Below are 23,158 nucleotides of genomic sequence, written 5' to 3' on the forward strand. Positions count from 1 at the left end.
ACCATCGGAACGCGGGCGCTTGAAACGCCTGGGTGTTTGACGGCTCACAAATGTTATGTTTACCTAACAAAATCCAATGAATGTTAGGTTTACGTAACATGGAAAACTCCCTGATGTCGCAACGTATCGGCCGCAGCATCCAAGAGATGCGCAAGAGTCGCGGGATGACCAAGGTCGAGCTGGCAGAGCGCATTGGCATCACGCGTCAAAAACTCAGCGAGATCGAGCAAGGCTCCAGCACGGTTGCCATGTCCTATTACGACCGGGCATTGAACGCGCTTGGCGGCGAAGTCCGGATCATCGCCAAATCCTTGCCGACGCTCGATGAACTGGAGGATGTATTCCGTTGAGCGCGCAGGACCTGCTTGTCTCGACACCGCAAGGCCCGGGCGGGCGAGTCTATCAAGCAAGCAATGGCGATTATGCCTTTCGCCACGACAGTGCGCTGGTGCCCGCCACAGCAATCAGCATGACCATGCCTGCGCGCCGAGAAGAGTATCGCTCACGCGACCTTCATCCGATCTTCCAGATGAACCTGCCTGAGGGCTATGTCCTGGAGGAACTGCGCAATCGCCTGGCCAAGGTCACCCCGCTCAACCCCATGCTGCTATTGGCCATCTCCGGTCACAACAGCCCGATTGGCCGTGTGCGTGCGACCTCATCAGTCGTCGACAATTTTCTGCACGCCAGAGCCGACTCGGACGCCGGTGTACGACTGGATGAAATCCTCAGTTGGGATGGGACAGAAGATATATTCAACGACCTGGTTGATCGCTACATTCTTCGCTCTGGTATCTCGGGTGTGCAGCCAAAGGTTCTGGTGCCAGAAAAAGTCGATAGCCCCCTCAAGGCAACAGCAGCAACCGCTGACCTGATCGTCAAAAGTGGCAAGGGCAAATTCCCTCACATGGCGATCAACGAGTACCTTTGCATGTCGATGGCGAGTGCTGCGGGCATCGCGACGCCGGAGTTCTACCTGTCCGCGGACAAGAACCTGTTCGTCATGCGCCGCTTCGACAGAGACCGGGATTTGAATGCGCTTGGCTTTGAGGACATGGCGGTACTTATGGGTCTCGGCACCGCCGACAAGTACAGTAAAAGCTACGAGCATATTGCCAAGGCCATCGAGGTGTTCGTTGCGCCACTGAAGCAGCGCGAAAGCCTTCAGGCGCTGTTCGACATCGTCGCCTTGAGCTGCATCGTAGGGAACGGCGACGCCCACTTGAAGAATTTCGGCCTGATGTGTACCACCCCCAGTGCGAACGACGCCGTTCTGGCACCCGCGTATGACATCGTCAATACCACGACTTACCTGCCAGACGATTCTCTGGCGTTGAATCTGGATAACCAGAAATCCATTTTCGCCTCACGCCTCTCCATCCTGGCGTTCGGAAAACGCTGCCTGGTCGATGACCCACGGGGCCGGATTCAGCAGCTTCTGCAAGCGGTGGAAGGAACACTTCTGCACGAGCTGGAACTGGTTGAAGCAGCGCCCGACGTTGCTGCCGCCATTCGTCGATGTGCCTTACCCTACGAGCAGTCCTTCGGCTAGCCCCCTGCAGAAGCCGGCGTTGCCGGCGAAGGCTGGCCCGCACAAACAAAAACGCCCCCGGCCTTTGGACCGGGGGCGTTTTCATTCAGCGAGGGCTAGAACATCAAGCCTTGGCTTTCTTCGCAGCGCGGGTACGCTCGCTTTCGTCCAGGATCTTCTTGCGAAGACGGATGGACTTAGGCGTGACTTCACACAGCTCGTCTTCCTGGATGTATTCCAGAGCCTGTTCCAGCGTGAAGCGAACCGGCGGAACCAGTGCGATGGTTTCGTCTTTGCCCGAAGCACGCATGTTGTCGAGCTTCTTGCCCTTGGTAGGGTTGACGCCCAGGTCGTTGTCGCGGCTGTTCTGGCCGACGATCTGACCGTTGTAGATCTCCTGGCCGTGCTCGACGAACAGCTTGCCGCGCGCCTGCAGGGTTTCCAGCGAGTAGGTCAGCGCCTTGCCGGTTTCAACCGAAACCAGTACGCCGTTCTGACGGCCGGACATGTGGCCCGACTTCACCGGAGCGTAACGATCGAAGATCGAGGTCAGGATGCCAGCACCGTTGGTCAGGGTCAGGAACTGGTTACGGAAACCGATCAGACCGCGAGCAGGGATGTTGTATTCCAGACGTACACGGCCCTTGCCATCCGGCACCATGTTGGTCAGGTCGCCCTTACGCAGACCCATCTCTTCCATGACCTTGCCCTGCGCTTCTTCAGGGATGTCGATGGTGACGTTTTCGAACGGTTCCTGCTTCACGCCGTCGACTTCACGGATGATCACTTCCGGACGGCCCAGGGCCATCTCGAAGCCTTCGCGACGCATGGTTTCGATCAGTACCGAGAGGTGCAGCTCACCACGGCCGGACACCTTGAACTTGTCAGCCGAGTCGCCTTCTTCAACGCGCAGTGCAACGTTGTACAGCAGCTCTTTGTCCAGACGCTCCTTGATGTTGCGCGAGGTCACGAACTTGCCTTCTTTACCGCAGAAGGGCGAGTCGTTTACCTGGAAGGTCATGGAAACGGTTGGCTCGTCGACGGTCAGCGGCTTCATTGCTTCGACGTTCAACGGGTCGCACAGGGTGTCGGAGATGAACAGCTCGTCGAAGCCGCTGATGCAGACGATGTCGCCGGCAGCTGCTTCTTCAACGTCGACGCGGTGCAGACCGTGGTGACCCATCAGCTTCAGGATGCGGCCTTTGCGCTCTTTGCCGTCGACGTCGATAGCCACCACCGGGGTGTTCGGCTTGACGCGACCACGGGCGATACGGCCAACGCCGATAACACCCAGGAAGCTGTTGTAGTCCAGTGCCGAGATCTGCATCTGGAACGGGCCGTCACGGTCCACAGCGGGCGCTGGAACGTGATCGACAACCGCCTGGTACAGCGCGGTCATGTCTTCGCCCATGGCGGTGTGATCCAGGCCGGCAATGCCGTTCAGGGCCGAGGCGTAGACAACCTGGAAGTCCAGTTGCTCTTCGGTGGCGCCCAGGTTGTCGAACAGGTCGAAGATCTGGTCCAGAACCCAATCAGGACGCGCGCCTGGACGGTCGACCTTGTTGATCACCACGATCGGACGCAGGCCGGCTTCGAAAGCCTTCTTGGTCACGAAGCGGGTTTGCGGCATAGGGCCGTCCTGAGCGTCGACCAGCAGCAGCACGGAGTCGACCATCGACATCACACGCTCTACTTCACCGCCGAAGTCGGCGTGGCCCGGGGTGTCCACGATGTTGATGTGGTAGCCGTTCCAGTTGATGGCGGTGTTTTTCGCCAGAATGGTAATGCCGCGCTCTTTTTCCTGGTCGTTGGAGTCCATCACGCGCTCGTCGTTGAGCTCGTTGCGCTCCAGGGTGCCGGATTGACGCAGGAGTTTGTCTACCAGGGTGGTCTTACCATGGTCAACGTGGGCGATGATGGCGATGTTGCGTAGATTTTCGATCACTTGTGTATCTCGATCAGAGGATTCGGGTTGCCACCCAGTCTAGGCGGCGAATGTGAATGAACGGCGCTCAACGGGCCCGTCGGTCGGGAGGGCGATGGCGGATACTGCCGCCATACAACCCCGGCGTCTTATGTCGGACGATAAACGCGCACATTGGCATGCCCCTCACTCAGTAGATGGTGGGCATGCAGGCGACTCATCACACCCTTGTCGCAATACAGCAGGTACTGGCGCGTGGGGTCCAGCTCCTTGAAGCGACTGTTGAGGGCGTAGAACGGCAAGGGCTTGACCTCGATGCCGTCCAGTTCCAGAGGCTGGTCTTCCTGGGCGTCGGGGTGGCGAATGTCGATCACCACCTGCCCGGCCAGCGCCTGGCTGACTTCTTCGATCTGGATATCCTGGCCCAGTTCATCGATCACGTTGTCGATCGACACCAGGCGGGCGCGCTCCAGGGCGCGCTCGAGCACGGCCATGTCGAACTGCTGCTCTTCATGGTCGACGCGGTGACGCTTGGCACAGGTGGTCGGGTTCACCGAGATCACGCCGCAGTACTCGGGCATGTGCTTGGCGAACTCGGCGGTGCCGATTTCGTTGGCCTGGTCGATGATGTCCTGCTTGTGGCTGGCCAGCAGCGGGCGCAGCACCAGCTTCTCGGTGGCCGCATCGATCACCGCGAGGTTGGGCAGGGTCTGGCTGGACACCTGGGAGATCGCCTCGCCGGTGACCAGCGCGTCGATCTGCAGGCGATCGGCAATGTTGGTCGCGGCCCGCAGCATCATGCGCTTGAGGGTCACACCCATATAACTGTTGTCGACCTTGCCGAGGATCTCGCCCACCACCTCTTCGAACGGCACGCTGACGAACAGCACGCGCTGGCTGCTGCCGTATTTCTTCCACAGGTAGTGCGCGACTTCCATCACGCCCAGCTCGTGGGCACGGCCGCCCAGGTTGAAGAAGCAGAAGTGGGTCATCAGGCCGCGGCGCATCATCTGGTAGGCCGCCACGGTGGAGTCGAAACCGCCGGACATCAGCACCAGGGTCTGCTCCAGCGCGCCCAGCGGGTAGCCGCCGATGCCCTTATGCTGGTTGTGGATCACGTACAGGCGCTTGTCGCGAATCTCGATGCGCACCTGCACTTCGGGGTTGCGCAGGTCGATGCCGGCGGCGCCGCATTGCTGGCGCAGCTGGCTGCCGACATAACGGTCGACGTCCATCGAGCTGAAATCATGGTGCCCGCCACGCTTGCAGCGCACGGCAAAATGCTTGCCTTCGAGCAGGTGGCCGAAATGCGTCTTGCACTTGGCGACGATGTCGTCGAAGTCGCCCAGCGGGTATTCATCGACCTGCAGGAAATGCGCGATGCCCGGCATGCAGCTCAGGCGCTCGGTCATTTCGCGCAGCACTTTCTCGTCGTCCAGGCGGGTGACCACCTCCAGATTGTCCCAGACACCATCGACCGCGAGCGCAGGATCGAGGTCCTTGAGCACGGTGCGGATGTTGCGGCCCAGTTGACGGATGAAGCGCTTGCGAACCGGGCGGCTCTTGATGGTGATCTCTGGGAATACTTTGACGATTAGTTTCATGAAAACAGCGCGCGCATGGCCAGCCGAAAAAGAAGGGGCGCGGATTATAGCGGAAATCGCTCAAGGTTTGAGCAACTTTTGTACAGAAGGTTTTCAGTGCACCGTTTTGGTTCGCCGCGAACCAAAAACGCCTCCTAAGGGTGCATAAAAAACCCGCAAAACGCGCCTGCTGCCCCCAAACGCTTGAGAATGGGGCGAAAAACCCAACTCGGGGCACTGGCATGCAATTTGCTCCCTTGTGAGGCAGGTTGCCTTGGCGGACTATTCGCGCCCGGCATCACCCACATTACAGGGCTGCACAGGCACGCTCTACCCCACCCGGAGGACACCATGTCGAAGTCGGTTCAACTCATCAAAGATCATGACGTTAAATGGATTGATCTGCGCTTCACTGACACCAAAGGCACCCAGCACCACGTCACCATGCCAGCCCGTGACGCGCTGGAAGACGACTTCTTCGAAGCCGGCAAGATGTTCGACGGTTCGTCCATCGCCGGCTGGAAAGGCATCGAAGCCTCCGACATGATCCTGATGCCGGACGACGCTACCGCCGTGCTCGACCCGTTCACCGAAGAGCCGACCCTGATCCTGGTCTGCGACATCATCGAACCGTCGACCATGCAAGGCTACGATCGCGACCCGCGCGCCATCGCCAAGCAAGCCGAAGAGTTCCTGAAGTCGACCGGTATCGGTGACACCGTGTTCGCCGGCCCCGAGCCAGAATTCTTCATCTTCGACGAAGTGAAGTTCAAGTCCGACATCTCCGGTTCCATGTTCAAGATCTTCTCCGAACAGGGTTCGTGGATGTCCGACCAGGACGTGGAAGGCGGCAACAAGGGCCACCGTCCAGGCGTCAAGGGTGGCTACTTCCCGGTTCCGCCGTTCGACCACGACCACGAAATCCGTACTGCCATGTGCAACGCACTGGAAGAGATGGGCCAGACCGTAGAAGTTCACCACCACGAAGTGGCGACCGCCGGTCAGAACGAAATCGGTGTGAAGTTCAACACCCTGGTGAAAAAAGCTGACGAAGTTCAGACCCTGAAATACGTCGTGCACAACGTTGCCGACGCCTACGGCCGCACCGCTACCTTCATGCCCAAACCGCTGTACGGCGACAACGGCTCGGGCATGCACGTGCACATGTCGATCTGGAAAGACGGCAAGAACACCTTCGCAGGTGAAGGCTATGCCGGCCTGTCCGACACCGCCCTGTACTTCATCGGCGGCATCATCAAGCACGGCAAGGCACTGAACGGTTTCACCAACCCTTCGACCAACTCCTACAAGCGTCTGGTACCAGGCTTCGAAGCCCCGGTCATGCTGGCCTACTCGGCACGCAACCGTTCCGCTTCGATCCGCATTCCTTACGTGTCGAGCCCTAAAGCTCGCCGTATCGAAGCGCGCTTCCCGGACCCGGCTGCCAACCCGTACCTGGCCTTCGCTGCCCTGCTGATGGCCGGCCTGGACGGCATCCAGAACAAGATCCACCCTGGCGATGCGGCCGACAAGAACCTGTACGACCTGCCGCCTGAAGAGGCCAAAGAGATCCCGCAGGTTTGTGGCAGCCTGAAAGAAGCCCTGGAAGAGCTGGACAAGGGCCGTGCGTTCCTGACCAAGGGCGGCGTGTTCTCCGACGACTTCATCGATGCCTACATCGCGCTCAAAAGCGAAGAAGAAATCAAGGTCCGCACCTTCGTACACCCACTGGAATACGAGCTGTACTACAGCTGCTAAGCCAGTGACGCTCGCTCACGCGGCGTAACGAGAGAGGCCTCCCACGCGGGAGGCCTTTTTTTTGCCTCGGGTTCGAGGGTGCCCGTGCGGGCCTCTTCGCTGGCAAGCCAGCTCCCACAGGGTTATCCGTGTTCTGCACAGATGCACTGTACCTGTGGGAGCTGGCTTGCCAGCGAAAGCATCAGCACAGATCGTGCTCTACAATGGTGCGCACGGTAGCGCTACCCATGCCCCCACAGCCCATTTTGGTTCAAAAATCAGCTCCAACTTCTCAACTCAGTCATTTTTTGCGCAGCCATGGCCCTATTTCAGGGAATCCCGCTTCTTTTCGGAGCCTTGGTTTGGTTTTTGCATTTTCTTGGTATCAGCGGATTACCAGCGCGCGCGACCCTGGCCCCGGCCATGGCTGCACTGTGCCAAACGAGGTCAACGACGCCCCATGACCATCAGCGATGCACTGCACCGACTGCTACTCGACAACCTGACCACTGCCACCATTCTGCTCAACGCCGAGCTGCGCCTGGAGTACATGAACCCGGCAGCGGAAATGCTCCTGGCCATCAGCGGCCAGCGCAGCCACGGCCAGTTCATCAGTGAACTGTTCACCGAATCGGCCGAAGCGCTCAATTCACTGCGCCAGGCGGTCGAGCACGCGCACCCGTTCACCAAGCGCGAGGCCATGCTCACCGCGCTCACCGGGCAGACCCTGACCGTCGACTACGCCGTGACCCCGATCCTGAGCAAGGGCCACACCCTGCTGCTGCTCGAAGTGCACCCGCGCGACCGGCTGCTGCGCATCACCAAGGAAGAGGCACAGCTGTCCAAGCAGGAAACCACCAAGATGCTGGTGCGCGGCATGGCCCACGAAATCAAGAATCCGCTGGGCGGCATCCGCGGCGCGGCGCAACTGCTGGCCCGCGAGCTGCCCGACAACGGCCTCAAGGACTACACCAACGTCATCATCGAGGAAGCCGACCGCCTGCGTAACCTGGTCGACCGCATGCTCGGCTCGAACAAGCTGCCGTCACTGGCCATGACCAACATCCACGAGGTGCTCGAACGCGTGTGCAGCCTGGTCGAGGCCGAGAGCCAGGGCGGTATCACCCTGGTGCGCGATTACGACCCGAGCCTGCCCGACGTGCTGATCGACCGCGAGCAGATGATCCAGGCGGTGCTCAACATCGTGCGCAACGCCATGCAGGCCATCAGCGGCCAGAACGAATTGCGCCTGGGTCGCATCACCTTGCGCAGTCGTGCGATGCGCCAGTTCACCATCGGCCACACCCGCCATCGCCTGGTGGCGCGCATCGAGCTGATCGACAACGGCCCGGGCATCCCGGCAGAACTGCAGGACACCCTCTTCTATCCCATGGTCAGCGGTCGCCCGGACGGTACCGGGCTGGGCCTGGCCATTACCCAGAACATCATCAGCCAGCACCAGGGCCTGATCGAATGTGACAGCCACCCTGGCCACACCACCTTCTCGATCTTCCTGCCGCTGGAACAAGGAGCCACTTCTTCATGAGCCGTAGCGAAACTGTCTGGATCGTCGATGACGACCGCTCCATCCGTTGGGTCCTGGAAAAAGCCCTGCAACAGGAAGGCATGACCACCCAGAGCTTCGACAGTGCCGATGGCGTCATGAGCCGCCTGGCCCGCCAGCAGCCGGACGTGATCATTTCCGACATCCGCATGCCCGGAGCCAGCGGCCTGGACCTGCTGGCGCAGATCCGCGAGCAGCACCCGCGCCTGCCGGTGATCATCATGACCGCGCATTCGGACCTGGACAGCGCCGTGGCCTCGTACCAGGGCGGTGCGTTCGAATACCTGCCCAAGCCATTCGATGTCGACGAAGCGGTGTCACTGGTCAAGCGCGCCAACCAGCACGCCCAGGAACAGCAGGGCATGGCCGAGCCCCAGGCGCTGCCCCGCACCCCCGAGATCATCGGCGAAGCGCCGGCCATGCAGGAGGTGTTTCGCGCCATCGGCCGCCTGAGCCACTCCAACATCACGGTGCTGATCAATGGCGAGTCAGGTACCGGCAAAGAGCTGGTGGCCCACGCCCTGCACCGCCACAGCCCGCGTGCGGCGTCGCCGTTCATCGCCCTGAACATGGCGGCGATCCCCAAGGACCTGATGGAGTCCGAGCTGTTCGGCCACGAAAAGGGCGCGTTCACCGGTGCCGCCAACCTGCGCCGCGGGCGTTTCGAGCAGGCTGACGGCGGTACGCTGTTCCTCGACGAGATCGGCGACATGCCGGCCGACACCCAGACCCGTTTGCTGCGGGTGCTGGCGGATGGGGAGTTCTACCGCGTGGGCGGGCATGTGCCGGTGAAAGTGGACGTGCGCATCATCGCCGCGACCCACCAGAACCTGGAAACCCTGGTGCAGGCCGGCAAGTTCCGTGAAGACCTGTTCCACCGCCTGAACGTGATCCGCATCCACATCCCGCGCCTGGCCGACCGTCGCGAAGACATCCCGACCCTGGCGCGGCACTTCCTGGGGCGTGCCGCGCAGGAGCTGTCGGTGGAGCCCAAGCTGCTCAAGCCGGAAACCGAGGAGTTCATCCGCAACCTGCCGTGGCCGGGCAACGTGCGCCAGCTGGAGAACACCTGCCGCTGGATCACGGTGATGGCGTCGGGGCGCGAGGTGCATATTGGCGACCTGCCGCCCGAGCTGCTCAACCTGCCGCAGGACGCAGCCCCGGTCACCAACTGGGAGCAGGCGCTGCGCCAGTGGGCCGACCAGGCACTGACCCGTGGCCAGTCGAACCTGCTGGACAGCGCGGTGCCGAGTTTCGAGCGGATCATGATCGAGACAGCGCTCAAGCACACGGCCGGGCGCCGGCGCGATGCGGCGGTGCTGCTGGGTTGGGGACGCAATACCCTGACGCGCAAGATCAAGGAACTGGGCATGAAGGTCGACGGCGGGGACGACGACGGCGACGACGAGGCCTGACCTTTCGGGCCTCTTCGCTGGCAAGCCAGCTCCCACAGGTACAGTGCCTCTCTGCAGAACACTGGCAACCCTGTGGGAGCTGGCTTGCCAGCGAAAGGGTCAGCACAAACACCACGCGCATGCCCCATTCCTGCACCACGCCCGCCCCCACTGCACCGCCTGAAGGCAAAACTGCCCCGCCAAACCCTGCAAAACCCCGGGTTTCACTGGCCAAACAAACTTGGCACACCCCCTGCATATACATAGATACCACCCAGTTTTGGGGACCTTGGTACAGGCAGGCCGGGGAATCCCCTCTTTTATTCGTGCAGCCTCACCTGCACCCTCCAGCGCCCGTCCGCTGGCTCGCCGGCCCAGTCGCCGTGCAGCGCACGGGCCGCCACCAGGCTCAACAGCAGCCCCTGGTCACTCTTCTGCAAACGCCACGCCACGGGCTTGCCGGCCAGCTCCAGCTGACCCTTCTGGCTGCGCCCACTGGCCTCGAACACCAGTACCAGCGTGCCCTCCACTTCCTCGCCATGCAGCTGCGGCTCTTCGTTGAACCACAGGTTCAAGCCATCGGCCACCACCTCGACCCGCTCCAGCACCCGTGGCTCGGGCGCAGTCAGGCGCCCGATCATCAGGCCCACCAACATCCCGAACAGTGCCAGCGAAAACAGTACGCGCGGCCACAGGTGTGAACGCGGGTCCGGTTCGCAGGTAGAATGCTCGTCATCTTTATGCTCGGAGCCGTGCATGTTTCACGTCATCCTTTTTCAACCGGAAATTCCACCGAATACCGGCAACATTATACGGCTGTGCGCCAACAGCGGCTGCCACCTGCACCTGATCGACCCGATCGGCTTCGAACTGGACGACAAGCGCCTGCGCCGTGCTGGCCTGGATTACCACGAGTACGCCACGCTCAAGCGCCACGCCGACCTGGCCAGCTGCCTTGAAAGCCTGGGCAACCCGCGCCTGTTCGCCTTTACCACCAAGGGCTCGCGGCCCTTTCATGACGCCGCCTTCGAACCCGGCGATGCCTTCCTGTTCGGCCCCGAAAGCCGCGGCCTGCCCGCCGAGGTACTGGACGCGCTGGGCAGCGACCAGCGCCTGCGCCTGCCCATGCGCGAAGGCTGCCGCAGCCTGAACCTGTCCAACACCGTGGCCGTGGCGGTGTACGAAGCCTGGCGCCAGCAGGGTTTTGCCTGAGCCATGAAAAAAGCGCCCCGGGGGGCGCTTTCAACGGGCTGCAATCAGCTTACTGCAGCGACGGCGCTTCGCCTGCTTCCTGCATGCGCTGCATTTCTTGCGCGTACAGGGCGTCGAAGTTCACCGGCGACAGCATCAGGGCCGGGAACGAGCCACGGGTCACCAGGCTGTCCAGCGCTTCACGCGCGTACGGGAACAGGATGTTCGGGCAGAACGCGCCCAGAGTGTGGCTCATCGACGCCGCGTCGAGGTTCTTGATCAGGAAGATACCGGCCTGCTGCACTTCAGCGATGAAGGCAACCTCTTCACCGTTCTTGACCGTGACCGACAGGGTCAGCACGACCTCGTGAAAGTCGCCTTCCAGGCCTTTCTGCTTGGTGTTCAGGTCCAGCGCGACACTCGGCTCCCACTGCTGACGGAAGATCGCCGGGCTTTTCGGCGCTTCGAACGACAGGTCGCGCACGTAGATGCGCTGCAGGGAGAATTGCGGGGCGCTTTCGTCGGCTGCCGCAGCGCCGTTGTTCTGTTCTTCAGTCATGACAGATCCTTCCTTGCAGGGTCTTGTAGGGGATTCAGGCCTTGAGCAGGGCGTCGAGCTTGCCGGCGCGCTCAAGGGCATACAGGTCGTCGCAACCGCCGACGTGGGTGCTGCCGATCCAGATCTGCGGCACCGAGGTACGGCCGGCCTTCTGGCTCATCTCGGCGCGCACCTGGGGCTTGCCATCGACCTTGATCTCTTCGAAGGCCACGCCTTTGTTCTGCAGCAGGCGCTTGGCCTGGGAGCAGTAAGGGCAGTAGTCGCTGGAGTAGACGATGACGTTGCTCATCTCACTTCACCAGCGGCAGGTTGTCGGCTTTCCAGCTCGACACGCCGCCCGACAGCTTGGCGGCGGTGAAGCCGGCCTTGAGCAGGTCGCGGCACACGGCGCCCGCATGCTGACCCATGTTGTCGACCACGATCAGGGTCTTGTTGGCCTTGTGCTTTTCCAGCTCGCCGATGCGGGCAGCAAACTTGTCCTGTGGAATGTTCAGCGCGCCGACGATGTGACCGGCGGCGTAGTCCTTGGACGTGCGGATGTCGACAACCAGGCCCTTGTCGCTGTTGACCAGTGCGGTCAGCTCGCCGGTGCTCAGGCTACGGCCGCCCTTGCGCGCCTCGGTAACGATCAGCAGGACCAGCAGAACGACGAAGATACCTACCAGCAGATAGTGAGTTGTCGCGAATTCAATCAGGTGAGCAACCATCAGAGGGTTCCGGGCCGTTAAAAATGATGGGCAGTATACACAGCCCCCAAGGCCGGCCAAAGCCCGCCACACGCGGTTATCGACAGTAATTCTCATTGCCGGGCTGCAGCCCGTCGGCCCGCACGGCCTGGCGCGCAAGGTTAATTCGTCAGCGATGGCCAATTTGCCCTAAAATGCGTGTCTTTATCATCTGAACAAGCGCGAGTGGGATTGATGACGAGCACGCCAAAACCCTTGGTCCTGATCATCCTGGATGGTTTCGGTCACAGCGAAAGCCACGAATACAACGCCATCTATTCGGCCACCACGCCGGTCTACGACCGCCTGCGCGCCACCCAGCCGCACGGCCTGATCTCGGGCTCGGGCATGGACGTGGGGCTGCCCGACGGGCAGATGGGCAACTCCGAAGTCGGCCACATGAACCTGGGTGCCGGGCGTGTGGTGTACCAGGACTTCACCCGCGTGACCAAGGCCATCAAGGAGGGCGAGTTCTTCGAGAACCCTGTGCTGTGCGGCGCAGTGGACAAGGCGGTCGGCGCCGGCAAGGCCGTGCACATCCTCGGCCTGCTCTCCGACGGTGGCGTGCACAGCCATCAGGACCACCTGGTGGCGATGGCCGAGCTGGCCGCGCAACGGGGCGCCGAGAAGATCTACCTGCACGCCTTCCTCGACGGCCGTGATACCCCGCCCAAGAGCGCGCAGTCGTCGATCGAACGGCTCGACGCCACCTTCGCCACACTCGGCAAGGGCCGCATCGCCAGCCTCATCGGCCGTTATTTCGCGATGGACCGCGACAACCGCTGGGACCGCGTCAGCACCGCCTACAACCTGATCGTCGACAGCACCGCCGAGTTCACCGCCGACAGCGCCATGGCCGGCCTTGAAGCCGCCTACGCACGCGGCGAGAGCGACGAGTTCGTCAAGGCCACGCGCATTGGCGAGGCGGTCACGGTCGAGGACGGCGATGCGGTGATCTTCATGAACTTCCGCGCCGACCGCGCCCGCGAACTGTCGCGCGTGTTCGTCGAGCCGGACTTCAACGAGTTCCCGCGTGCCCGCCTGCCCAGGCTGGCCGCCTATATCGGCCTGACCCAGTACTCGGCCAAGATCGCCGCACCTGCCGCGTTCGCGCCGGGCAGCCTGAACAACGTGCTGGGCGAATACCTGGCCAAACAGGGCAAGACCCAGCTGCGCATCGCCGAAACCGAGAAGTATGCCCACGTGACCTTCTTCTTCTCCGGCGGTCGCGAAGAACCGTTCGAAGGCGAAGAGCGCATCCTGATCCCGTCGCCGAAAGTCGCCACCTACGACCTGCAGCCGGAAATGAGCGCGCCCGAGGTCACCGACCGTATCGTCGAGGCGATCGAGCAGCAGCGCTATGACGTGATCGTGGTCAACTACGCCAACGGCGACATGGTCGGCCACAGCGGCGTGTTCGACGCGGCGGTCAAGGCCGTCGAAGCCCTGGACCTGTGCGTGGGGCGCATCGTCGAGGCCCTCGACAAGGTGGGCGGCGAAGCGCTGATCACCGCCGACCACGGCAACGTAGAGCAGATGGAAGACGAATGCACCGGCCAGGCGCACACCGCCCACACCACGGAGCCGGTGCCCTTCATCTATGTCGGCAAGCGAGCCTTGAAGGTGCGTGAAGGCGGCGTGCTGGCCGACGTGGCGCCGACCATGCTGACGCTGCTGGGCCTGGAAATACCGGCAGAAATGACCGGTACCTCGATCCTCGTCGACGCCTGACCTCGGCAAACCGGCCACAACGGTCGGTTTTCCGGACAAACGCCCCAAAGCAGTTGCCTTGGGGCGTTTTTTTTGGCGCCCATGGCGGGCATACTAGGCCAGTCTCTATCCCAGGTTTTGCCTACTCCATGCTTCGCGCCCTGATCTTCATAGCCCTGACCTGCCTGCTCGGCCCGGCGTTTGCCGACGAGCGCGCGCAAACCCAGCAGCAACTGGACGCCACGCGTCAGGACATTGCCGAGCTGAAAAAGCTGCTCGGCCAACTGCAGCAGGAAAAGTCCGGCGCGCAAAAAGACCTGCGCAGTACCGAAACCGACATCGGCAAGCTGGAAAAGCAGGTGGAGGCCCTGCAACAGGAACTAAAAAAGACCGAAGGCGAGCTGGAGCGCCTCGATAAAGAGAAAAAAAAACTCCAGAGCGCCCGCGTTGAACAGCAACGACTGATCGCCATCCAGGCCCGTTCGGCCTACCAGAACGGCCGCGAGGAATACCTCAAGCTGCTGCTCAACCAGCAGAACCCCGAGAAATTCGCGCGTACCCTGACCTATTACGACTACCTGAGCAAAGCGCGCCTGGAACAGCTGCGCAGCTTCAACGAGACCCTGCGCCAACTGGCCAATGTCGAGCAGGACATCGCCCTGCAGCAGGCCCAGTTGCTGGCCCAGCAAGGCACTCTCGAAAGCCAGCGTCAGGACCTCGAAAAAGTCCGCGCCGATCGCCAGCAGGTGCTGGCCAAGCTCAACAGCGATGTGAAGGAACGCGACCAGAAGCTGGCCGCCCGCGTGCAGGACCAGGCCGACCTGAGCCGCGTGCTCAAGACCATCGAGGAAACCCTCGCACGCCAGGCCCGCGAAGCCGAAGAGGCGCGCCAGCGTGCCTTGCTGGCCGCCCAGGAAGCCGAAAAGCAACGCCAGCGCGAAGCCCTGGCCGCCGGTAACGACGACGCGCCGAAAAAGCCCGCAAGCGTGCCTGGCGCACTGGTATCCAGCGACGGCGCAGCCTTTGGCGGCGCTTTTTCTGCAGCGCGCGGCAAACTTCCATGGCCCGTCAATGGTCGACTACTGGCACGCTTTGGTGAAACCCGTGGCGATGATGCCCGCGCCAAGTGGGACGGGGTGATGATCAGCGCCTCTGCCGGCAGCCGCGTGCACGCCGTACACGGCGGTCGCGTGGTGTTTGCCGACTGGTTGCGCGGCGCCGGACTTCTGGTCATTCTCGACCATGGCAACGGTTACCTGAGCCTGTACGGGCACAACCAGACCCTGCTCAAGCGTGCAGGCGACGTGGTCACGTCGGGCGAGGCGATCTCCACCGTTGGCGACAGCGGCGGGCAGAACAGCTCGGCGCTGTACTTCGCGATTCGCCAGCAAGGCCGCCCCAGCGACCCGACACAATGGTGCCGTGCCCAGGGATAGGGGCACTACCGCTTACTTCACGCTGCTGCCACTCTCCGGCGCCAGCGACGCTCCCTACGGGGCAAAACCAGGATCAGGAGTTCGTTCGACATGCTGCATACGCCTCGCCTTACCTCGCTGGCCCTGACCATTGCCCTGGTCATCGGCGCGCCCCTGGCCCACGCGGCCGAGCCCGCCAGGCCGGCAGCGGTGGCACCGACCACGGTCACCACCAAGGCGCCGCTGCCGCTCGACGAGCTGCGCACCTTCGCCGAGGTGATGGACCGCATCAAGGCGGCCTATGTCGAGCCGGTCGACGACAAGACCCTGCTGGAAAACGCCATCAAGGGCATGCTCAGCAACCTTGACCCGCACTCGGCCTACCTGGGCCCGGAAGACTTCCAGGAGCTGCAGGAAAGCACCAGCGGCGAATTCGGCGGGCTGGGCATCGAAGTGGGCATGGAAGACGGCTTCGTCAAGGTGGTGTCGCCGATCGACGACACCCCGGCCTCGCGTGCCGGCATCGAGGCGGGCGACCTGATCGTCAAGATCGACGGCCAGCCGACCCGTGGCCAGACCATGACCGAGGCGGTCGACAAGATGCGCGGCAAGATCGGCCAGAAGATCACCCTGACCCTGGTACGCGACGGCGGCACGCCGTTCGACGTGACCCTGGCGCGCGCGGTCATCCAGGTCAAGAGCGTCAAGGCGCAGCTGCTCGAAGACGGCTACGGCTATATCCGCATCACCCAGTTCCAGGTCAAGACCGGCGAAGAGGTCGGCAAGGCCCTGGCCAAGTTGCGCAAGGACAACGGCAAGAAGCTGCGCGGGCTGGTGCTGGACCTGCGCAACAACCCCGGTGGCGTGCTGCAGTCGGCGGTCGAAGTGGCTGACCACTTCCTGACCAAGGGCCTGATCGTGTACACCAAGGGCCGCATCGCCAACTCCGAGCTGCGCTTCTCCGCCGACCCGGCCGACGCCAGCGAAGGTGTACCACTGGTGGTGCTGATCAACGGCGGCAGCGCCTCGGCCTCCGAGATTGTCGCCGGCGCCCTGCAAGACCAGAAACGCGGCGTGCTGATGGGTACCGACAGCTTCGGCAAGGGCTCGGTGCAGACCGTGCTGCCGCTCAACAACGACCGCGCGCTGAAGATCACCACCGCGTTGTACTACACCCCCAACGGCCGCTCCATCCAGGCCCAGGGCATCGTGCCGGACATCGAGGTGCGCCGCGCCAAGATCACCAGCGAGCAGGACAACGACAACTTCAAGGAAGCCGACCTGCAAGGTCACCTGGGCAATGGCAACGGCGGCGCCGACCGGCCTTCGGGCAAGGCCGCGAGCAAGAAGGAGCGTCCGCAGGACGACGACTTCCAGCTCAGCCAGGCCCTGAGCCTGCTCAAGGGCCTGAGCATCACCAGCGGCAAGTGATGCGCCCGCTGCTGTTCGCCCTGCTCTGCCTGCTGGCCGGGGCCGCCCCTGCGGCCCCGGCCAAGGCCTACCTCACGCTGATCATCGACGACCTGGGCCAGAGCCCGGCACGCGATGCGCGCACCCTGGCCTTGCCAGGCCCGGTCACCCTCGCCGTGATGCCCGATACCCCGCACGCCACCGAATTCGCCCGCCAGGCGCACAAGGCCGGCAAGACGGTGATCCTGCACATGCCCATGGACCCGGCCACCGGCCCCTACGCCTGGCACCCCGGCACACCGCTGCCCGAGCTGGAACAACGGCTGAACGCCGCGTTGCTCAAGGTGCCGTACGCCAGCGGCATCAACAACCACATGGGCAGCCGCATGACCTCGCAGCCGCAGGCCATGGCCTGGCTGATGGGCGAGCTGCAACGCCGGCACCTGTTCTTCGTCGACAGCCGCACCAGCGCCGCCACGGTCGCGGCGGCCAAGGCGCAGGACCTGGGGCTGGCGAGCCTGTCGCGGGATGTGTTCCTGGATGACGTGCGCACCCCCGAGGCGATTGCCGGGCAGTTGCGCATCGCCGTTGAACTGGCGCGCCGGCAGGGCTCGGCGGTGCTGATCGGCCACCCCTACCCGCAGACCCTGGAGGTGCTGGAACGCGAGCTGCCGCGCCTGAAGGCGCAGGGCATCGAGTGGATCGAGATCCACCAGATGATCGCCCTGCGCAGCAACCAGGCGATGGCGGCGCACGGTGCCGCCGGGCGCTACCGCGCCAGCGCCGGCGGGCGCTGACACTCAGGGGCCGACCGGGAACCACTCCCGGGCGTCATGCCGGGGCGCTCAAGCATGAACTCGGCCCTCAGGCCTTGTTCGGTGACGTTCGAAGGGGGGGTGAGGCAGGCATGTCGATACTCCTTTCATCCTCGCGGATGCAGCCTGAAAGGAGTATCTGAGCAGGGCGCTCGTGGCCCGGTGAGCTACCTATTGCGCACGTTGTTACACCGCATTGAGCGTGCGCAGCGGAAACCAGCCCTTGAGAAACGCCGGGGTCAGGTCAGCACGCCAGATCACGCCCACGATACCGGTGCTCTTCGCCTCCTTGAGCAGGTCTGCATAGCCTTTGGTGCGTTGCGCCTCGAGCTTGATGTGGCCTTTGCTGAACGCTGCGCTCGGCGTGGCCTGGTCGGGATAGTGCAGGTGCACGTACCATTTGCCGCCCCCCGCCACGCGAACCTCGTACTCGTCGATGAAGTCGCCGGCCGCCAGGGCCTTGCGCGGTGCCTTGAACTCGATGTGCAACTGCTTGCGCTCCCAGAGGTAGAGCAGGTTGCGGGCGGTGGGCTTTTGCGTCTTGCACATGCTCAGGCGCAAGGCATCCGCTTCATCCCGCAATCCCTGGGCCTGCTTGCGCAACTGGGCGACTGTGCCCTGCTCCGCCTCCGGCAGGTCGCTGTGGCGTTCGAAATCGTCGGCTACCCGAATCAGCCGGTCGGCCAGGATCTGCAGCGGGAACACGATGTCTGCGGGCTGATGCCCGGAACCGGAAAAACCTTGCTGCTTGGCCGTGAGCGGCGCCACCTGGTCGAGCACCTGGCGCGCCTCGCTGCGCAGCGCCTTGCGCGGCTTGAGGCCGACCGGCGTGGCAGGCAATACCGTCTTGATCGGGTTCCAGTCGTCGTCGCCGTGCTCGCGGTAGGAAGCCACGATACGATGATTGGCGTCTTCGACATCCACGATCGGCACCGGCTCGTTGACAGAAGCCGCACGCACCCGCCCTACCACCACGCGCCGCGTGCGTGTGACGATGACCTTGCGCTTGCGCGTCGGCCTGACCGGGGCACGGACGACCGGCACCTCGACCAGCCTGTCCAGTTCGCTCCTGGCACTGGCATCAAGCTGATCGAGGGTCTGCACGAAGGCGGCCAGATAATCCTTGCCTGGCACCGCCGCGAACAGGTGGCCCACATACTGGGCAACTGCACGCGCCCGCGAATAGCAATGCGACGCCTCGCGCAGCACCTGGATGCGCTCCTGGGGGGTGAACTCCTGGGCATCGATGCCCAGTTGCTCATGCGACAGCACGCCGGCAACGATGTCGGGGTCCAGTAAAAGGTCCTTGAAAAACGGCCGCTGCGTGGCATCCGCGATACGCGTGTCCAGGCTCATGTAGCCGAGGATTTCCAGGTAAGCCGTGCGGATGCGCTGGGCGCTGAACACCTTCAGCTCGTCACGCTTGGCTTCGCCATAGCGGATGATTTCATCGACCGAGGCCCTCACCGCCGGCTCGCGCCGTATCTCCTCGGCCAGTGCGTCACAGGCCTCGGCCTGCTCCAGCGCCAGCAGGTGGTACTTCTCGTTCTGCGTGTTGGCGTCCAGCAGCGCGGAAAACGGCTGTGCGGAGTCGCCCAGGGTGACCTGAAACGCATTCTCGACCCAGGCATCGTGCAGCGCGATCTTGAACTGCTTGCTGTGATACTGGGCCTGCAACTGCAGACGGGCCTGGAAGTTCATCCTGAAGTTCAGGTTCAACGACTGAGTGTAGTCGGCCGGGCGCAGATGACCGTAGAAGTCGGCCATCTTCAGCGTTTCGCGGGCCTGGAGGGTGGTGCGCAAGAGGTTTTGCGTCACCTCGATGAAGGCGTCCTGCTCACCCTTCAAGGCCTGTTCTGCCACTTGCGCCCGCGCGCGCGCCTGTTTCATCGCAACGAGGCGGGTCGCCGTGCGATCGAGCTGGTACTCGCGCTGGGACTTGAACATAGGATCGAGCAGTGCATTGAGTTCGTTGACCTTGGGGGTCATCACCTCGATACGCCTGAAGCAGTCCTGCTGTGCCGTCTCCAGGTTGGCATTGAGCTGCTGAAGCTGCAGTTTGTTCTGCGCCTTCTTCTCTTGCAGGCTCAGGCGCTTGTTCGGCGCTCCGCCACGCAGGCCCAGGCGCAGATCCAGTTGCCAGCCTCCATTACCAGCGCGGCGCAACCATGGCCCCTGGCGGCTGCTGTCGAGCGGGTCGACGATGCAGAATCGCCCTTGCACCTCCAGCACCCGGTACCAGTGGCCGTCGAGGTTCACATGCGGGAGCCCGTCGATCAGCGCCAGGCCACGCTGCGTGCCCGTCTCGATCACGCGGGGCGGTTCGTGCCCAGGGCTGACCTGCAGCTTGCGCATCAAGGCACGCAACTGGGGGCTCGACTCGCTGCGCATGCCGCTCCAGGAAAAGTCCATCGCTGTCGCAAGCGCACTGACGCTGCGCAGTGGCGCGCCCGGCGGTTGCTGCACCGGCGCCAGCACCCCGGTGACCGGCAGGTTGCCGCGCACCGGCAAGCGCGCCTGCAGCATCGAGGGCAGTACCTTGACCGGCGCCGCGCGGGCCATGCCGACCTCGCCGGCCCCATGCATGAACACGGTGCCCAGGTTGAACAGCAGGTCGACCACCGCCTGGGCGCGCTGCGCCTCGTCACCCTTGCGCAGCACCTCGAAATCGCTGTCCAGGCTGCTGACCAGTTGCACCAGCCACCCCGCGATGGCCGCCGGCCCGCGCAGATACGGCAGCGCGATGTTGAACAGCAGCCAGCCCGCCTCCTTCAGGCGCAGCCAGCGGTCTTCGGCATTGGACACCGATTGGCGGTCGCCCAGGGTAATCAGCGCATCCACCGTGCTGGTGTAGAAATGCGCCAGCAGGTCACCGGTCAATGCAGTGCCGCCCAGGCGCGGCACATTCGCCCCCGGCAAGGCCGTCGGGTCGTCCACGATGCCACCCAGGTGCGGCTCGGCAAAACCGCCATGGGCATAGACGCGCCGGGCGTCCTGCCCCATCCAGCTGAGCACGCTGGCCTCCAGTTCAGGTTCCTTGAGCGCCGCAAACAACGCCGCTTCACTGGCAAATTCGCGCAACAGCGGCTCGAACAGCGGTCGGTACAACACCCGCTCAGGCATGCCCGGCAGGGCGAACACGAACATGTTGTCGACCGTATCGGGGCTGGCCCCTTCGCCACTGAGGAAGGTCAACGGGCGTACCTCGACGCGCTCGGCCGCGTCATTGCTCATGGCATAGTCCACACAGCGCACCCCCTGGCGCGTGAAGCCCTGCTCGCCCTTGATCTTGCACTCCAGCGCCAGCAACGGCAGTTGCGCACGCAGCGTGTCTGCAAACAGCTGGCGACGCTCAGCGGCCTGGCGCGGATCGCTACGCATGACCTGTTCGATCAGCGCCAGGTAGCTGGCCCCGATGTCCACGGCCGCGATGAGCTGCAACAGGTAGTCGGGGGTCAACCACGCGGCCAGCTCGTCGCCATCGGCATGTGCAACGTGCATCGGGCCCTTGGGCAGGCCGGAGAGGTTTTCCAGTGCGGCATCCACCAGCAGCAGCCTCACGGTCTCGACAAAGCCAAAGCCGCCCTGGCCGTAGGGCACCTCGAAGGTCAGCACCAGCGTGTACGGGTCGTAGGCCGGGGCGTGCGGCTGATCCGCCAGCATGCGCTCGCGCAGCACCTGGGCGGCGTAGTCGCGCAGCGTCGGAAGGTCATGGTCGTACGCCTTGCCGGCGGTGCGCTGGTGCGCCAGCGCCATGTCCAGCCAGTGCATGCGGTAACTGAGGTAGTCAGCCCCTGAAGCCTGCCTGAGCCAGGCCGGCAACTGCTCGAGCATCCGCGTGTCGGCAGGCGTCGGCACAAACGCCGGATTGCCGCTCAGGCGCGCAGCGACATCGGACACGGTGGCAAACAGCCCTTCGAGCACGGCCACCGACTGCCCGCTCAGGCGCAGTGCCTGTACATCGCGCAGTTGCTGGTCGAGCAGCGCCTCGGCCTGGACCATGAACGGGTTTCCCTCGATTTCCAGCAACTGCCATTGCAGCCCGACGATGCGATACGCATCTTCGAACTGGTTCGTCAGCACCTGCCCGAACGCCTCCAGTGAAGCGTGGGCACTGACCTGGCCTGCCGGGGTGCAGCGCAGCACCTGGTCAGCGCAGACCATCACCAGATCGCTCAACAGCATCTGCGTGCTGCTCAGGCTGGCATCGAGCTGCACTTGCACCAGATACACCCTGACGGCCTGCTCGCCGCGCGCCTGACGCACCGCCCAGCGCGGCCATTGCAACACCTGGCCAAGCATCCCGGCCCCGACCTGGGTGCCGGCCGCGTGCGGTGCCAGGGCCTGGGCCAGGGTTCTGGCCAGCCAGCTCAGGCGTGAGACACCTTCACTGCCACGGGCCTGCCAGTAGTTCATCAAGGCCTGCTGGAACTCGGCCACGATGCCGTCGGCGAACACCTTGATCACTTCGCGCAGCGTGTCGGGGTCCAGCGCGGTGTCGTCGAGCTTGAGCCTCACCCCCGATGCGTCGCCCAGAAAGCCCGAGAGCGCACCGGCATGCAGTTGCAGAGGCTCCCATTGGCACAGGTTGTCCAACGCCGCGTCGATCAGCGGCCGCACGTGGTAACTGCGCCCTTCGGGCTCGGGCACAAACAGCTGTAGCGCTTCAAGGTCAAATCCCAGGCCGGGGAAGTACTCACGCAGCAAGCGGCCCAGCAGGGCCGCACTGGCACTGCGCAGGGTCGGGCGCCCGGCAAACTGCCGGGCCACGGCGGTGGCGAGGGTATTGTCGGGTTGCGGCGCGGGCAGGTCTTGCAGGATATGCAGTGGCATCTAACACCTTCCATGAGTGATCGGGCTGTGCATCGACAGCGACGATCCATCACAGCAGCCAGGTGCGTGGCTGCGGCACTACATAGTTAGGTGGCGGCTACAGGTAACGGGCAAAGGTGGCGTCGACGAAACCGTCCTCGCGCAGCTGATCCAGGCTGCGCTGGAGCTTTTCCACCAGGGCATCGGGTACCTGGCGGTTGAGCGCCAGGTAGAACTGGGCGCCATGGAAGCGCAGCACGGTCTTGAGCTGGGTGATATTGACCTGACGGGCCAGGTAGCGGCCGGCCGGATCGCCGGTGGCCCACAGGTCGATCTCGCCGTTGAGCAGCTTGCGCGCGTTGTCCTGGTCACGCAGTACGGTGATCGGCTTGAGCCCTTCCTTGCTCAGGTACTGGGCAATCGCATCGCCCTTGTAGGCGCCGATCTTGAAACCGCGGGCATCGCTGAGGTGCTCGAGGCTGACGGGGCTGTCCGGGCGGGCCAGCAGGATCCAGTCGTCGGGGCCCAGCGGGCCGACCCACTTGAAGAGCTTTTCGCGATCGGGCTGGCGGGCCATCACGAACGCGCCGTGGTTGGGGCTGTTCAGAACCTGCTGGTAGACACGCTCCCAGGGGAAGCGCAGGGTCATGCTGTAGGGGATGTCGGCACGCTTGAACATCTCGCGCACGATATCGGCAGCGATGCCCTGAATCTTGTCTTCGCGGGCGAAGCTCTTGCCATTGCTGGCCATGTTGTAGGGCGGGAAGTTCTCGGTGAGCAGCACCAGG

Annotated in this window: 18 protein-coding genes; 10 read left to right on the plus strand and 8 right to left on the minus strand. The window is 63.5% G+C overall.

The window, feature by feature from the left end:
- Positions 1–98: 98 nt before the first annotated feature.
- Both KUO17_RS22830 and KUO17_RS22835 read left to right on the plus strand, forming a co-directional pair.
- Positions 99–350, plus strand: a complete 252-nt coding sequence (locus KUO17_RS22830; RefSeq protein ID WP_217977849.1) for a helix-turn-helix transcriptional regulator — start codon at positions 99–101, stop codon at positions 348–350.
- The gene (locus tag KUO17_RS22835; protein ID WP_217977850.1) at positions 347–1,552 is read left to right on the plus strand and encodes a type II toxin-antitoxin system HipA family toxin; all 1,206 of its coding nucleotides are present in this window, start codon (positions 347–349) and stop codon (positions 1,550–1,552) included. The genes KUO17_RS22830 and KUO17_RS22835 overlap by 4 nt, the downstream gene beginning before the upstream one ends.
- 103 nt (positions 1,553–1,655) lie before the next feature.
- Here KUO17_RS22835 and typA read toward each other — a convergent pair whose 3' ends face one another.
- Both typA and thiI read right to left on the minus strand, forming a co-directional pair.
- A complete protein-coding gene (typA, locus tag KUO17_RS22840) occupies positions 1,656–3,476 on the minus strand; it encodes a translational GTPase TypA (RefSeq protein ID WP_217977851.1) in 1,821 nt (606 codons plus the stop codon).
- Between the two features lie 128 nt (positions 3,477–3,604).
- Entirely contained in the window at positions 3,605–5,059 is a 1,455-nt protein-coding gene (gene thiI, locus KUO17_RS22845) for a tRNA uracil 4-sulfurtransferase ThiI (RefSeq protein ID WP_217977852.1), read from the minus strand.
- A 330-nt stretch (positions 5,060–5,389) separates the two neighbouring features.
- Here thiI and glnA point away from each other — a divergent pair, with 330 nt between their 5' ends.
- From glnA to ntrC, 3 genes are all read left to right on the plus strand, one after another.
- Positions 5,390–6,796 carry a glutamate--ammonia ligase gene (gene glnA, locus KUO17_RS22850; protein WP_217977853.1) on the plus strand — a complete coding sequence of 469 codons (1,407 nt, stop codon included), beginning with the start codon at positions 5,390–5,392 and terminating at the stop codon, positions 6,794–6,796.
- A 439-nt stretch (positions 6,797–7,235) separates the two neighbouring features.
- A complete protein-coding gene (gene glnL / locus KUO17_RS22855) occupies positions 7,236–8,321 on the plus strand; it encodes a nitrogen regulation protein NR(II) (RefSeq protein ID WP_217977854.1) in 1,086 nt (361 codons plus the stop codon).
- Entirely contained in the window at positions 8,318–9,754 is a 1,437-nt protein-coding gene (ntrC, locus tag KUO17_RS22860; RefSeq protein WP_217977855.1) for a nitrogen regulation protein NR(I), read from the plus strand. Before glnL ends, ntrC begins: the two co-directional genes overlap by 4 nt.
- 299 nt (positions 9,755–10,053) lie before the next feature.
- Here the strand turns inward: ntrC and KUO17_RS22865 are convergent, their stop codons facing one another.
- Positions 10,054–10,491 carry a hypothetical protein gene (locus tag KUO17_RS22865; RefSeq protein ID WP_217977856.1) on the minus strand — a complete coding sequence of 146 codons (438 nt, stop codon included), beginning with the start codon at positions 10,489–10,491 and terminating at the stop codon, positions 10,054–10,056.
- Between KUO17_RS22865 and trmL the strand changes: the two genes are divergently transcribed.
- Entirely contained in the window at positions 10,490–10,945 is a 456-nt protein-coding gene (gene trmL, locus KUO17_RS22870; RefSeq protein WP_217977857.1) for a tRNA (uridine(34)/cytosine(34)/5-carboxymethylaminomethyluridine(34)-2'-O)-methyltransferase TrmL, read from the plus strand. The two genes, KUO17_RS22865 and trmL, sit on opposite strands and share 2 nt — an antisense overlap.
- Positions 10,946–10,994: 49 nt before the next feature.
- On the opposite strand, the gene secB is transcribed toward trmL, so the two are convergent.
- From secB to KUO17_RS22885, 3 genes are read right to left on the minus strand one after another with little or no spacing between them, the layout of a single operon-like run.
- Positions 10,995–11,483, minus strand: coding sequence for a protein-export chaperone SecB (gene secB, locus KUO17_RS22875; protein ID WP_217977858.1), 489 nt, complete (start codon positions 11,481–11,483; stop codon positions 10,995–10,997).
- A 34-nt stretch (positions 11,484–11,517) separates the two neighbouring features.
- Positions 11,518–11,772 carry a glutaredoxin 3 gene (grxC, locus tag KUO17_RS22880; protein WP_163941057.1) on the minus strand — a complete coding sequence of 85 codons (255 nt, stop codon included), beginning with the start codon at positions 11,770–11,772 and terminating at the stop codon, positions 11,518–11,520.
- Between the two features lies 1 nt (position 11,773).
- Positions 11,774–12,190, minus strand: coding sequence for a rhodanese-like domain-containing protein (locus KUO17_RS22885; RefSeq protein WP_163941060.1), 417 nt, complete (start codon positions 12,188–12,190; stop codon positions 11,774–11,776).
- Between the two features lie 213 nt (positions 12,191–12,403).
- On the opposite strand from KUO17_RS22885, the gene gpmI reads away from it, so the two are divergent.
- The 4 genes from gpmI (at position 12,404) to KUO17_RS22905 (ending at position 17,540) form a co-directional block, all read left to right on the plus strand.
- Positions 12,404–13,939 (plus strand): 2,3-bisphosphoglycerate-independent phosphoglycerate mutase, encoded by a 1,536-nt coding sequence (gene gpmI / locus KUO17_RS22890; protein ID WP_217977859.1) that lies wholly within the window; start codon positions 12,404–12,406, stop codon positions 13,937–13,939.
- Positions 13,940–14,067: 128 nt separating this feature from the next.
- A complete protein-coding gene (locus KUO17_RS22895; RefSeq protein WP_217977860.1) occupies positions 14,068–15,354 on the plus strand; it encodes a murein hydrolase activator EnvC family protein in 1,287 nt (428 codons plus the stop codon).
- 90 nt (positions 15,355–15,444) lie between these two features.
- On the plus strand, positions 15,445–16,764 hold the full coding sequence (locus KUO17_RS22900) for a S41 family peptidase (protein WP_217977861.1): 1,320 nt from the start codon (positions 15,445–15,447) through the stop codon (positions 16,762–16,764).
- Entirely contained in the window at positions 16,764–17,540 is a 777-nt protein-coding gene (locus tag KUO17_RS22905; protein WP_217977862.1) for a divergent polysaccharide deacetylase family protein, read from the plus strand. Before KUO17_RS22900 ends, KUO17_RS22905 begins: the two co-directional genes overlap by 1 nt.
- Positions 17,541–17,744: 204 nt before the next feature.
- On the opposite strand, the gene KUO17_RS22910 is transcribed toward KUO17_RS22905, so the two are convergent.
- Positions 17,745–22,391, minus strand: a complete 4,647-nt coding sequence (locus tag KUO17_RS22910) for a dermonecrotic toxin domain-containing protein (RefSeq protein WP_217977863.1) — start codon at positions 22,389–22,391, stop codon at positions 17,745–17,747.
- A gap of 97 nt (positions 22,392–22,488) precedes the next feature.
- A complete protein-coding gene (locus KUO17_RS22915) occupies positions 22,489–23,157 on the minus strand; it encodes a substrate-binding periplasmic protein (RefSeq protein ID WP_255263742.1) in 669 nt (222 codons plus the stop codon).
- Position 23,158: the final 1 nt, after the last annotated feature.

It is taken from the genome of Pseudomonas aegrilactucae, from assembly GCF_019168305.1.
Lineage (GTDB): Bacteria > Pseudomonadota > Gammaproteobacteria > Pseudomonadales > Pseudomonadaceae > Aquipseudomonas > Aquipseudomonas aegrilactucae.